The sequence below is a fragment of the Streptomyces lycii genome (assembly GCF_009735685.1).
GTDB lineage: Bacteria > Actinomycetota > Actinomycetes > Streptomycetales > Streptomycetaceae > Streptomyces > Streptomyces lycii.
Genome location: NZ_WHPN01000394.1, coordinates 1 through 11,785, shown reverse-complemented (window position 1 = coordinate 11,785; position 11,785 = coordinate 1). Strand labels below are relative to the sequence as shown.

General features: G+C 70.6%; 13 protein-coding genes. 2 read left to right on the top strand and 11 right to left on the bottom strand.

Annotation, left to right across the window (positions count from 1 at the left end; all coding sequences use genetic code 11):
* The 7 genes from GCU69_RS27295 to GCU69_RS27265 form a co-directional block, all read right to left on the bottom strand.
* Positions 1 to 564, bottom strand: a 564-nt coding sequence (locus GCU69_RS27295; RefSeq protein WP_156207451.1) for an ABC transporter ATP-binding protein, incomplete at its 3' end; no start/stop codon positions are given.
* A 9-nt stretch (positions 565 to 573) separates the two neighbouring features.
* The gene (locus GCU69_RS27290) at positions 574 to 1,575 is read right to left on the bottom strand and encodes an ABC transporter permease (RefSeq protein WP_098753821.1); all 1,002 of its coding nucleotides are present in this window, start codon (positions 1,573 to 1,575) and stop codon (positions 574 to 576) included.
* Positions 1,568 to 2,491 carry an ABC transporter permease gene (locus GCU69_RS27285; protein WP_098753820.1) on the bottom strand — a complete coding sequence of 308 codons (924 nt, stop codon included), beginning with the start codon at positions 2,489 to 2,491 and terminating at the stop codon, positions 1,568 to 1,570. The genes GCU69_RS27290 and GCU69_RS27285 overlap by 8 nt, the downstream gene beginning before the upstream one ends.
* Before the next feature lie 82 nt (positions 2,492 to 2,573).
* A complete protein-coding gene (locus GCU69_RS27280; RefSeq protein ID WP_156207450.1) occupies positions 2,574 to 4,226 on the bottom strand; it encodes a peptide ABC transporter substrate-binding protein in 1,653 nt (550 codons plus the stop codon).
* 516 nt (positions 4,227 to 4,742) lie between these two features.
* Positions 4,743 to 5,144 (bottom strand): twitching motility protein PilT, encoded by a 402-nt coding sequence (locus tag GCU69_RS27275; RefSeq protein ID WP_156207449.1) that lies wholly within the window; start codon positions 5,142 to 5,144, stop codon positions 4,743 to 4,745.
* A 32-nt stretch (positions 5,145 to 5,176) separates the two neighbouring features.
* Complete coding sequence (locus GCU69_RS27270; protein ID WP_098753817.1) at positions 5,177 to 5,452, bottom strand: hypothetical protein; 276 nt, start codon at positions 5,450 to 5,452, stop codon at positions 5,177 to 5,179.
* A complete protein-coding gene (locus GCU69_RS27265; protein WP_235978731.1) occupies positions 5,442 to 7,016 on the bottom strand; it encodes a purine-cytosine permease family protein in 1,575 nt (524 codons plus the stop codon). The genes GCU69_RS27270 and GCU69_RS27265 overlap by 11 nt, the downstream gene beginning before the upstream one ends.
* A gap of 352 nt (positions 7,017 to 7,368) precedes the next feature.
* On the opposite strand from GCU69_RS27265, the gene GCU69_RS27260 reads away from it, so the two are divergent.
* On the top strand, positions 7,369 to 8,007 hold the full coding sequence (locus GCU69_RS27260) for a hypothetical protein (RefSeq protein WP_098753815.1): 639 nt from the start codon (positions 7,369 to 7,371) through the stop codon (positions 8,005 to 8,007).
* Here GCU69_RS27260 and GCU69_RS27255 read toward each other — a convergent pair.
* From GCU69_RS27255 to GCU69_RS27245, 3 genes are all read right to left on the bottom strand, one after another.
* A complete protein-coding gene (locus GCU69_RS27255) occupies positions 7,974 to 8,354 on the bottom strand; it encodes a hypothetical protein (protein ID WP_235978730.1) in 381 nt (126 codons plus the stop codon). The genes GCU69_RS27260 and GCU69_RS27255 overlap by 34 nt on opposite strands.
* Before the next feature lie 328 nt (positions 8,355 to 8,682).
* Entirely contained in the window at positions 8,683 to 8,847 is a 165-nt protein-coding gene (locus GCU69_RS27250; RefSeq protein WP_235978729.1) for a DUF397 domain-containing protein, read from the bottom strand.
* Positions 8,774 to 9,436 carry a DUF5753 domain-containing protein gene (locus GCU69_RS27245; protein ID WP_268969340.1) on the bottom strand — a complete coding sequence of 221 codons (663 nt, stop codon included), beginning with the start codon at positions 9,434 to 9,436 and terminating at the stop codon, positions 8,774 to 8,776. Before GCU69_RS27245 ends, GCU69_RS27250 begins: the two co-directional genes overlap by 74 nt.
* A gap of 444 nt (positions 9,437 to 9,880) precedes the next feature.
* Between GCU69_RS27245 and GCU69_RS27240 the strand changes: the two genes are divergently transcribed.
* The gene (locus GCU69_RS27240) at positions 9,881 to 10,387 is read left to right on the top strand and encodes an anthrone oxygenase family protein (protein WP_235978728.1); all 507 of its coding nucleotides are present in this window, start codon (positions 9,881 to 9,883) and stop codon (positions 10,385 to 10,387) included.
* A gap of 636 nt (positions 10,388 to 11,023) precedes the next feature.
* Here GCU69_RS27240 and GCU69_RS27235 read toward each other — a convergent pair.
* A partial coding sequence (locus GCU69_RS27235; protein WP_156207446.1) for an ABC transporter ATP-binding protein occupies positions 11,024 to 11,785 on the bottom strand: 762 nt, incomplete at its 5' end.

Below are 11,785 nucleotides of genomic sequence, written 5' to 3'. Positions count from 1 at the left end.
CAGGGCCAGCGCCATCGCGATCATGATGCGCTGCCGCATGCCGCCGGAGAACTGGTGCGGATAGTCGTGTACGCGCTTGGCGGCGGCCGGGATCCGTACCCGCTCCATCAGCTCGACGGCCTTGGACCGGGCCTCCTTGCGGGACGTGCCGTGGTGCACCTCGAACATCTCGCCGAGCTGGTAGCCGACGGTCAGCACCGGGTTGAGCGAGGACAGCGCGTCCTGGAAGATCATCGCCATCCTGGCGCCGCGGATCTTCCGCCGCTCCTCACCGGGCGCCCTGAGCAGGTCCCGGCCGTGGAAGAGGATCTCGCCGTGCGGAATCCTCCCGGGCGGCATGTCGAGAATGCCCATGACCGCCTGCGCGGTGACGGACTTGCCGGAGCCGGACTCGCCGAGCACGGCGAGGGTCTCCCCCGCGTCGACGCTGTAGTCGACGCCGTTGACGGCCTTGACCACACCGTCCCGGGTACGGAACTCCACGTGCAGGTCGCGGACGTCCAGCAGCGGGCCGCCCGCGGCACCGGCGGGCCTGCTCCGGGCGGTCGTCTCGGTGGCGGGCATGACGGCTCCTCAGCGCAGCTTGGGGTCGAGGGCGTCGCGCACCGCGTCGCCGAGCATGATGAACGCCAGCACGGTCAGGCTCAGCGCACCGGCCGGCCAGAGCAGCATGTGCGGCGCGTTGCGGATCTGGGCTGCGGCGTTGGAGATGTCGATGCCCCAGGAGACGGTGGGCGGCCGCAGCCCGACACCGAGGAAGGACAGCGTGGCCTCCAGGGCGATGTAGGTGCCCAGCGCGATGGTGGCGACGACGATGACGGGGGCGACGGCGTTCGGCGCGACGTGCCGCAGCAGCATCCGGCCGTTGGACGCGCCGAGCGCGCGGGCGGCCTGGACGTAGTCGTGCTGCTTGGCGGTGATGACGGCGCCCCGGGCGATGCGGGCGATCTGCGGCCAGCCGAGCAGCACGATGAACCCCACGACGGGCCACACGGTGGACGAGGTGACCACCGACAGGAACACCAGTCCGCCCAGGATCACCGGGATGCCGAAGAAGATGTCCGCGGCCCGGGACAGCAGCGCGTCCGCCCAGCCGCCGAAGAAGCCCGCGAGCCCGCCGACGAGGCTGCCCAGCAGGGCGACGCCGAGGGTGGCGCAGATGCCGACGGTGACGGAGGCGCGGGCGCCGTACACGGTGCGGGCGTACACGTCGCAGCCCTGTGTGTCGAAGCCGAAGGGGTGGCCGGGCTCGCGGCCGGCCTGCGACTTCGCCAGCTCGCAGTGGAGCGGGTTGGTGGAGACGATCAGCTGCGGCCAGAGCGAGATGACGACCAGGAAGAGGATCAGCGCTGCGGAGATGATGAAGACCGGATTGCGGCGCAGTTCCCGCCAGGCGTCCGACCACAGGGAGCGGGGCTTGTTGTGGACGTTCCCGGCCGCGGTCCGGCCGCCGCCCTCCAGGGTCTCGGCCTCGGTCATCGCGAGGTCGGCGGCGCCGCCGCTGCCGGTCGGGGCCACGGCCTCGTGCGGGTTCTGCGGCGGCGACGGCTGCGCCGGGGGCGGCGGCTCAGGCATAGCGGATCCTCGGGTCGAGCACGGCGTACAGCAGGTCGACGATCAGGTTGGCCAGCAGGAAGACGATCACCAGCACGGTGACGAAGCCGACGACGGTCGGGGCGTTGTTGCGGAGAATGCCCTGGTAGAGCTGGAAGCCGACGCCGTGGATGTTGAAGATCCGCTCGGTGACGATGGCGCCGCCCATCAGCGCGCCGATGTCGGTGCCGATGAAGGTGACGACGGGGATGAGGGAGTTCCGCAGCAGGTGCCGGACGATGACGCGCCGCCGCGGCAGTCCCTTCGCACGGGCCGTGCGGACGTAGTCGCCGCGTACGTTCTCGACGATCGACGTGCGGGTCAGCCGGGTGACGTACGCCAGCGACACCAGGGCCAGCACCACGCCGGGCAGCAGGAGTTCGCCGAAGGTGGCGTCGGTCGACACGGACGGGCGGACGATGCCCCACTTCACGCCGAAGAGGAACTGCAGCAGATAGCCGGTGACGAAGGTGGGGACAGAGATGACGATCAGGGTGAGGAAGAGCAGCGTGGTGTCCACGGACCGGCCGCGCCGCAGCCCGCTGACCACGCCGAGGACGATGCCGATGATCATTTCGATGACGACGGCGATCAGGGTGAGCCGGATGGTGATCGGGAACGCCGTCACCATCAGGTCCAGCACCGGCTGCCCGTTGAAGGCGGTTCCGAAGTCACCGCGGAAGATCTGCCCCATGTAGTGCAGGTACTGCTTCCACAGCGGCTGGTCGAGATACAGCTCGGCGCGGATGCGGGCGGCGGTGGCGGGGTCGGGGGCCCGGTCGCCGAAGAGTGCCGCGACGGGGTCACCGAGCGCGTACACCATGATGAAGATCAGGAAGGTGCTGCCGATGAACACGGGGATCATCTGGAGCAGCCGCCGGATCACATAGCGTCCCATGGGGTCTCCGGGGTTCGGTTCGGAAGGGCCCACGCGGCCTCCGGCCGGGTCTGCCGCGTCGGCCCGCTGTGCCGCCCTCGGGTCAGCCGACCTTGATCTGGTCGTAGACGGGGACGCTGAACGGGTTGAGCTTCACGTCCGTCAGCCGCTCGGAGAATCCCGCGCTGCCGTTCTGGTACCAGAGCGGAATGGCGGGCATCTGCTCGGCGAGCACCTTCTCGGCGTCCTGGAATTTCCGCACGGCCTTCTCGGTGTCGCGCTCGGCGTTGGCCTCGTCCACGAGCTTGTCGAATTCCTTGTTGCTCCATTTGCCGTCGTTGGAGGAGGCGTTGGTGTAGTAGAGCGGCTGGAGGAAGTTCTGGATGAGCGGGTAGTCCATTTGCCAGCCGGCCCGGAAGGGGCCCGTCATCCGCTCGTCGCCGATCTGGTTGCGGTAGTCCGCGAAGGTGCCGACGGGGTTGACGGTGCAGGCCTTGTCCTTGCCGAGGGCGTTGTTGATGCTGTTGCAGGCGGCGTCGAGCCAGACCCGGTGCGAGCCGGTGTCGACGTTCGAGGTGAGCGTCATTCTGCCGCCGGGCAGCCCGCCGGCCTCGTCGATGAGCTTCTTGGCGGCCTTCGGGTCGTAGTCGCAGAACTCCCCGCAGATGCCCGCCTGGTAGCCGCCCTTCTCGCCGAGCACGGGCGAGGTCCAGTCGGAGGCGGGGGTGCGGGTGCCGTGGTAGATCTGTTCGGTGATCTTCTCCCGGTCGATGGCCCGGGAAATGCCCTGCCGCAGCTTCTCCTTACCCTCGCCCCAGCCCTTGTCGTAGAAGGGGAAGGCGAGGGTCTGGATGATGCCCGCGGGTTCGTTGATGTAGCGGTCGCCGAGGTCGCTCTCGACGTTCTTGAGCTGAGCGGCCGGAATGTCGTCGGCGAGGTCGAGATTGCCGGAGAGCAGATCGGTGTACGCGGCGTTGTTGTCGGTGTAGACCTTCAGGTCCACTCCGCCGTTCCGCGCCTTGTCCGGGCCCTTGTAGTCCTCCCACTTCCGGAGCTTCATCACCGAGCCCTTCTGATAGGACTCGACCTGGTACGGGCCGTTTCCGACGGGCTTCTTCACCCAGGCGTCGTGGTCGTCGAAGAAGGCCTTGGGCAGCGGGGCGAACGCGTTGTAGCCGAGGGTTTCGGGCCAGGTGGAGAATTTCTGGTTCAGCTTGACGGTGAAGGTCTGGCCCCCGGTGACCTTCAGCCCCGAGAGCGTCTTCGCGGACGGATCACCCTCCTCCGGGTGGACCTCGTCGTAGCCCTCGATGTACTCGAAGAAGTAGGCGTTCTTCTGCGCGTTGTCGAGATGCGCCCCGTAGTTCCAGGCGTCCACGAAGGACTTCGCGGTGACGGGCTCACCGTTGCTGAACTTCCAGCCCTTCTTGACGGTGACCGTGAAATTCTGCGAGTCGTCGCTCTCGATCTTCTCGGCGAGCATGTTCTTGGCCTCGCCGGTCTCCGGGTCGTAGCGCTTGAGGCCCCGGAAGATCATGTCGAGGACCTTGCCGCCCTGCACCTCGTTGGTGTTCGCGGGCTCCAGCGGGTTCTGCGGGTCGCCCCAGGACGAGCTGAGGATCCCGGTCCCGTCGCCCCCTCCGCCGCCGTTCCCGCCGCCGCCGCAGCCGGTGGCGGCGAGTGCGACCGCGGCCGCGCAGGCGAACCGCCGGGCGCGCCCGGCGGCCTGCGGCCTGGCTTGCGTGACTCCGCGCATGGGGCGCCTCCTCGGGTCTGTCCGGGCCCCGCGCGGGACCCCACCGGATCCGAGAATGTCCGACAGTCCGTAAATAACCCCGGCCCCACGCGCACTCCGGCTCAAGAACCCCCGTCTGGGGCCACCCGTACGGCTGAACGCACGCCTCCCGCCCCACGGAACCCCGATTCACCGCGACACGCTCACCCCATGTGGGACCCCACCATCACCATCCCGGCGAAGACCTACGCCCGCCTGCGCAGCCTCGCCACGAACGCGGCACCAGCGTGCGCGTCCTGCTGGAACAGCCGGCCGCCCAGCTCCCTACGAGGGCCGAACGCGCCGAGCGCACCGCACGGGCCCTGGCGTACGCCCGCACGCACCTCTGCCCTGCCCGGACCTCACCGAGGCCGGCGTACGCGAGGCCCAGCGGTGGCGAGCGGACATCGCGGCCAACCTGGTCGGCAGCCGCAGGTGAACGTGCTCAGCAGCACTGGGCGCTGACGGCAGACGCCCGGCTCGGCCTGACAGCCGCGCTCAAACATGCTGGAGCGATGCCCGCTTGCCCCGGCTCCCCATCCGGTCGAGCAAGTGCCCGATGTCCACCGGATCCGAGGTGGCGACCACCGCCCCCAGCCGGACGCCGAGCACAGCGACAGCTCCGTCGACCGTGTCGGTCGTCTTCGCCCCGCCCAGCAACTCGCCGATCTCCCTGGCCATGCCCTCACCCATGCCGGACACCTCGCACCCCTTCAGGAGCTGGACCAGCCGAGCCTGCCGCGCACCGTCCCGCCACACCTGCGCAACCACGGCAGCGGGCACCTGGGGCACCCCGCCGGCTGTCAGGTAGGCGCGATGCGCCCGCCAGGCCCGGACGTCCGAACGGTCCGCGGCGATCAGCATTCCGGCGTCGTACACGACCGGGCGCAAGGCACTCATACGACTCCGCTCCCCCTCGTGGTCATCCCGCGTCAGGCCGCACGGTGGCCGGGCCGGACTTGCTCCCCGGGCACCGGCTCACTGACCTGCTTCATGAAGGAGTCCACCCATTGCTGCTCCTCCGGAGTGGGCGGCCCGGTCTCCGCCAGCACCTCTTCCGCCGCGGCGAGTCCCGCCTCGATCTTGGCGGCATGCTCGGCCGCCCGGGAAAGCCAAGCCGAAACGCTCAACCCCTCGCGCTCCGCAGCTTCCTTCGCGGCACTCAGGGTTTCACTGGGGATGGTGATGGTGACGCGCTCAAGGCTCATACTTGGAATCATATCGACGCGTGCGGGCCCGGGAGCACCCATCGGTGGGCATGTCGTCCGAACGGGTCTCGACAGCCGCAGTCTGCGCGACCGGCTTCGCTGGAGCCTCCTCGTCCCGCACCCGGGAGCGCCCGGACACCAGGGCCCCGGCGAATCCGCAGACCAGCGCGGCGAGCACGCCGAGGTTGGCGTACGCCCAGGCGCCCGCCGTGCCGCCGAGGCCCAGCGGGCCCAGCAGATAGCCCTGCCAGCTCAGCCAGTTCGCGGCGGCGTTGGTGACCAGCCCCCAACCGAGGGCGGTGGCGGCGGCCAGGATCGCGACCGGCAGCCGGCGCACGTCGCCGTAGCGGCCGGAGCGGCGGAAGAGGTCGGTGTCGTCGTACGGGCGGCGGCGCAGCGCGATGTCGGCCAGCATGATCCCGCACCAGGCGGCGACGGGGACGCCCAGGGTGGTGAGGAAGCCCTGGAACGTGCCGAGGAAGTCGTCGGCGAAGAAGACGATCCAGACCGTGCCCGCGACCATCAGCAGGCCGTCGATCGCGGCGGCGGCGTAGCGGGGGACGCGCACCCCGACGGCCAGCAGCGCCAGCCCCGAGGAGTAGATGTCCAGCACCGCCCCGCCGACCAGGCCGGCCACCGCGACCAGCGCGAACGGCACCAGGAACCAGGTGGGCAGCAGCGTGGTCAGCGCGCCGACCGGGTCCGCCGCCACGGCCTCGCTCAGCCCGGCCGAGGAACCGGCCAGCAGCAGACCGAGGACGAACAGCACCACGGGCGCCGCCGCTCCCCCGAAGGCCGTCCAGCCGACCACGGCCGAGCCGGGGGTGCGGCGCGGCAGATAGCGGGAGTAGTCGGCGGCGGCGTTGACCCAGCCCAGGCCGAACCCGGTCATCAGGAAGACCAGCGCGCCCATCACCTCCTGGCCCGAACCGGCCGGCAGGGCGCTGACGGTGTCCCAGCGGATCTCGTCCGCCACCAGCATCGCGTACACGACCGTCAGCGCGCCGGTCACCACCGTGATGACCGTCTGGAGCCGCATGATCAGGTCGAAGCCGAAGACGCCCGCGGCGACGGTCAGGACCGAGACGGCCACCAGGGCGGCCACCTTGGTGGACGTGCCGCCGCCCCACCCGAGCCGGTCGAACACGGTGGCCGTCGCCAGCGTCGCCAGGGTGACCAGCACGGTCTCCCAGCCGACGGTCAGCATCCAGGACACGGCCGACGGCAGCCGGTTGCCGCGCACGCCGAACGCCGCCCGGCTCAGCACCATGGTCGGCGCCGAGCCCCGCTTGCCGGCCACCGCGACGAAGCCGCACAGCAGGAACGAGAAGACGATGCCCGCGACCCCCGCGACCAGGGCCTGCCAGAAGGAGATGCCGAACCCGAGCGCGAAGGCCCCGTAACCGAGGCCGAGCACGGACACGTTCGACCCGAACCACGGCCAGAACAGCTGCGCGGGGCGGCCCTTGCGTTCGGCCTCCCCGATGACGTCGAGCCCGTGCGCCTCGACGGCCACTCCCCGCCGCACCGGCTCGCCCTGCGAACGCGCTTCCCCACCCGGCACGACGCCCTGCCTCTCTCGGTCCGCCCCATGGAACGTCCGGGCCGCACAGCGCGTCAAGAGCGCCGTTCGCGGTCACCGGCCCGGGCCCGTCTCCGCATTCGCACGTGATCCGCCGGCCAGGACCGGTGCCGGGCGGGGAACGGGGGAACCGGGAACCGGAGAACCGGCGAAGACGTCCCCCCGGCACGCGCGGGGCATCGGCGGGCGGGGCCGGCTCCGGCGCGGACGGGACCGGCCCGGAGTGATCAGCGAGAACAACGGACGGCGCCCGCCCCCGCCTGCGTACGCCGTCCTCCGCCCGGCCACCCGGGGGCCCGCCGGGCGGGCGGCACGGGCGGCCTAGGATGCGGTGATGCAGCCCGTCGCCCCGCCGCGGATACCGGCGAACGAACTCCGTCCCGGCCGTCACTGGTACGTCACAGCGGCCGCGATCGCCGTCGTACTGACCGTGCTGGGCGTGGTCATCGGTGTGTACCGGTTCACCGGCCTGACCGACGCCGTGGACACCGACCGCCGGTTCGCCAACGGCGACACCGTCACCCTGCGGCTCGGTCCGGGGAGCGAGAAGACGATCTGGGTCAAGTACCCGGGCCGGTCGCCGGGCCCGGAGTGCGACATCACCGGGCCGGGCGGCCCCGGTCTCACCGATCCGGGACCCGACGTGTTCCTGACCCGGGACGAGACCTGGATGCCGCTCCACACCATCGACGTGCCGCGAGCAGGCGACTACGAGGTCACCTGCTCGTCCCGAGCACTCTCCGAGTACGCCGTCGGGGACTCCGGGGGCATTGTCGCCTTCGCGGGTTGGCTGATACTGGCCATCGCTCTGCCCGTCCTCGGAATCGGCGTCTGCGCTGCCATCGTCCTCGTCGTCGCCGTCCGCCGCAGGGGCTGCCGCAAGCGGCTGCTCGCGGCCGCCGGCCGTCTCCCCGGCCCTCCGGACCCGGCCGTCGGTCCTCAGCAGGTCAAGCGGCGTTCGGCGCTCTCGTAGACGGCGAGGTTGGAGTCGACGCCCACGACCGTCTTGTAGGTGTAGGTGCCGGAACCCGTGCAGTTCCAGTACGCCATGGCGGAGCCGCTCTCGAGCGGGACCCAGTCCATCTCCTCCCAGCCGTACCAGCGGTGGCGCTGCAGGGAGATCGTGGCGTCCGTGCAGTTGCTGCTGGTCTTGCCGGCCCTGCCGATGATCTCACTGATGCCCTTGTAGGGGGCCGAAATGCTGTAGCAGCTCCGGTCCCAGTCCGCGGCGGCGGCCGGTGTGGCGGGCATCAGCAGCGTGGCCGCGGAGGCCAGGGCGACGGCGACGCACGACCTGCCGGCGAATCTGCGAGTGTTCATGACAGAAGCTCCAGTCCTCGGAAATGTGTGCGGTACAAGATACAAGATCATTCCACCGGACCAACACGAGATCCACACGGCGCCTTCATGCCGTCAAAACCGCGCGGCCAGCGGGTACTCGGCGTCGGCCGCGCACTCACCGGCAAGGCTTCCTCGGCCTGCGGCCGAGGTGGCGTGATGCAGGGTGAGCACCGCTTGGGCGGGGCCCGTGACGCGGACGGCCGGGCATCGAAGCGTGCGCAGCGGCCGCGAGGACTTGCGGCTCGCCATGGCCCGTTCCGCGTTGTCCCGTGCCGTCACTCCCCGGGTCCGCCGAAGTCGTCCGCCTTCACCCCGGCCAGCAGGGCGCCGAGCGCCGCCCGGCTGGTGGCGAGACCCGGCCCGGCTCGTCGCTCTCCCGGATGCGGGATATGCCGTCCTCATCCCCCACCTCGGCGCACGTGTCCGCGCCGCCCTCGCTGAAGCTGGATTTCTGCCACTTGCGCTGAGACATGTACGCCTTTCTGGAGCAGGGGGTACAGGAGCCGCTGAAGCAAGCCCAGCGAGTCCTTCGCCCTGCGCCCCTCCGGGGCGGCCGCCGCATCCACCGGCGGCAAGGCCAGCTCGCTCAGCCTTTCGAAAATGGCACGGTACTCGCCCACCCGCCTGGCCTCACCCAGATATGTGGAGCCTTCCAACTGGTCGACCAGCACGGTGCTCAGCTCCTTCACATCCCATTCGACGACCATGAACGGGTGGGTGAATGCCGGGGCGTCGGCTTCCTGCGGAAAGACCTGCACCGTCACGTTCGGGAGACGCGAGACCTCCATCAGCCTCAGCAATTGGTCACGCACGACCTCCCGGCCCCCGTACCGGACACGCAGTGCGCTTTCGTGGACGGTCGCGTGGAACCGAGGCGCGTGCGCGACCGTGAGCACTTCCTGCCGCCTGAGCCGAAAGCCGAGCGCCCGGTCCGTGGCGAGCCTGCCGGCCGGCCGGGCGTAACTGCTGCGGTGAATGGCCGAGGCGTAAACGCGGGTCTGGAGCAAGCCCGGAACGTACAACGGCTCGTAGTTGCACAGTACGGCGGCACTCGCCTCCAACTCGGCGAGATCCAGGTGGGATGCGCCGACCGATTTGCGACAGCAACCCCGCGCTGCCCCGGCGCCGCACCGCCGGAGAGACCGACGAGAGCGGGCGCGGGCTGGAGTTGATGGCGGCGTGCGCGGACGACTGGGGCGTGTACGGCACCGTGGACCTCGGTGCCGGGAGCGTCGGCAAGGCCGTGTGGTTCCGGCTGAAGGTGCAGCCGGAGCCCGGATCCCGGACCAGGAGCAGCAGGAAGGCGGGACAGGGCAGCAGGAGCCGGGGCAGCCGGAATGCCGGGGGGCGGCGGCCCGGAGCGGGAGGCGGAAAAGTCACCCGCGGCCGGGGTCGGGGTTCATATGATCAACGGGTTCCGGCCATGCCGGCCGTGTTCCGTGTCGCAGTGCCCACCGTCCGCACTGCCGCACCGTCCTGCCCACAGGCAGCGAAGGAGAACTCCCTTGAGACAGCTCGCGACCGTCGCCCTGCTCCTCGGCACCCTCACCACCGGACTGATGGCCGGGTTGTTCGCCGCCTTCTCGTACGCGATCATGCCGGGTCTGCACCGCGGGGACCACCGCACCTTCGTGGCGGCCATGCAGCAGATCAACCGGGCGATCCTCAATCCGTGGTTCATGAGCTGCTTCATGGGGGCGATCGTCGCGCTGGGCGCCGCCACCGCCCTGCACTGGAGCGGTGACCGCCGCGTCGCGCTGCCCTTCGTGATCGCCTCGCTGGCGCTGTATCTGCTGGTCTTCCTGGTCACCGTCGCCGTCAACGTCCCGCTCAACGAGCAGCTCGACGCCGCCGAGCTGCCGGCCGGCGGCGACGGTGCCGGGCTGGCGGCCGTACGGGAGCGGTTCGAGTCGAGCTGGGTGTTCTGGAACCTCGTACGGGCCGTGGCCTGTATCGCCTCCTTCGGCTGCTCGGCCTGGGCCCTGGTGCTGCACGGCCGCGCGGGCACCTGAGGCGAGAAGACCGCGGGGGCCGGTCACCGCCCGTTCCGCGCGGGGCGGTCGAGCGGTGAACCGGCCGGGCCGGGGCCGGCCAGCGGACCCACACCTGCCACGATTCGCCGTTCTGCCGGCACTGGAACTCGGTGTAGTCGTGGTTTCCCTCAGCGATGTAGGCCCGGCCCTCCACGACGCACATGTGGTGGGTCGAGAACCCGCCCGCGAGGTGCCAGTCGGCGGCGAAAACCTGGCCCGAGGCCGGCGAGAGGACCACCAGTGCGGTGCCGCCCACGAGGCCGGCGGTGATACGGGAACGCCACGACTTCATACATCTCTCCTCACTGACGGAGCCGGACCGGACGGACCTGCCCGTCCATGCCGGGCCGTGCCGTGGGGTGACCCGGCACCGCCTGCCGGCCGCCGGCTCCCCTTGCGGCTTGCGGAGAAGTCAACGGCCGCTCCGCCGGACGGGTTCACCGCGCGGCGGCGTGTCCGTTGCACCGGGGCGTCCCGTACCGGCGCCCGACGGCCGCCCGCGCAGGGGCCGCACCGTGCCACGGCAGCAGTACGGCACGGGTGCGGCGCGGTTCCCCCGCGAAGGGAACCGTGCCGCACCCGTGCCGCGCGAACAGCCGAGCGAGCCTCGGGAGGCTAGGCGTGGACCACGTCCTTCTCCTCCGCGAAGTGACACGCCGACTCGTGCGCCGCCGGGGTGTCCTCGCCCCGGAACCGCTCCGGGACAGCCAGCAGCGGCACCTCGTCCGCGCACTTCTGCTCCGCCTTCCAGCAGCGGGTGCGGAAGCGGCAGCCGGACGGCGGGTTCGCCGGGGACGGGACGTCGCCGGTGAGGATGATCCGCTCGCGGCCCTCGCGCATCTCGGGGTCCGGGACCGGGACCGCCGACAGCAGCGCCTGGGTGTAGGGGTGCGTGGGGTGGTCGTAGATCTGCTCGTCGGTGCCGATCTCGGCCATCTTGCCGAGGTACATGACGCCGACCCGGTCGGAGATGTGCCGGACGATGGACAGGTCGTGCGCGATGAAGATGTAGGACAGGTTGAACTCGTCCTGCAGCTTGTCCATCAGGTTGATGACCTGCGCCTGGACCGACACGTCCAGGGCCGACACCGGCTCGTCGCAGATGATGATCTCCGGGTTGAGCGCGAGGCCGCGCGCGATGCCGATGCGCTGGCGCTGGCCGCCGGAGAACTGGTGCGGATAGCGGTTGATGTACTCCGGGTTCAGCCCGACGACGTCCAGCAGGTCCTGCACCTTGCGGCGCCGGTCGCCCTTGGGAGCGACCTCCGGGTGGATCTCGTACGGCTCGCCGATGATGTCGCCGACCGTCATCCGCGGGTTGAGCGAGGTGTACGGGTCCTGGAACACCATCTGGATGTTCCGCCGCACCGCCTTCAG

Excerpts from the sequence above, each read along its gene's own strand:
- GCU69_RS27285 (WP_098753820.1), bottom strand. The coding sequence starts at position 2,491 with ATGGGACGCTATGTGATCCGGCGGCTGCTCCAGATGATCCCCGTGTTC.
- GCU69_RS27270 (WP_098753817.1), bottom strand. The coding sequence starts at position 5,452 with ATGAGCCTTGAGCGCGTCACCATCACCATCCCCAGTGAAACCCTGAGT.
- GCU69_RS27260 (WP_098753815.1), top strand. The coding sequence starts at position 7,369 with ATGCAGCCCGTCGCCCCGCCGCGGATACCGGCGAACGAACTCCGTCCC.
- GCU69_RS27250 (WP_235978729.1), bottom strand. The coding sequence starts at position 8,847 with ATGTCTCAGCGCAAGTGGCAGAAATCCAGCTTCAGCGAGGGCGGCGCG.
- GCU69_RS27275 (WP_156207449.1), bottom strand. The coding sequence starts at position 5,144 with ATGAGTGCCTTGCGCCCGGTCGTGTACGACGCCGGAATGCTGATCGCC.
- GCU69_RS27280 (WP_156207450.1), bottom strand. The coding sequence starts at position 4,226 with ATGCGCGGAGTCACGCAAGCCAGGCCGCAGGCCGCCGGGCGCGCCCGG.
- GCU69_RS27290 (WP_098753821.1), bottom strand. The coding sequence starts at position 1,575 with ATGCCTGAGCCGCCGCCCCCGGCGCAGCCGTCGCCGCCGCAGAACCCG.
- GCU69_RS27255 (WP_235978730.1), bottom strand. The coding sequence starts at position 8,354 with ATGAACACTCGCAGATTCGCCGGCAGGTCGTGCGTCGCCGTCGCCCTG.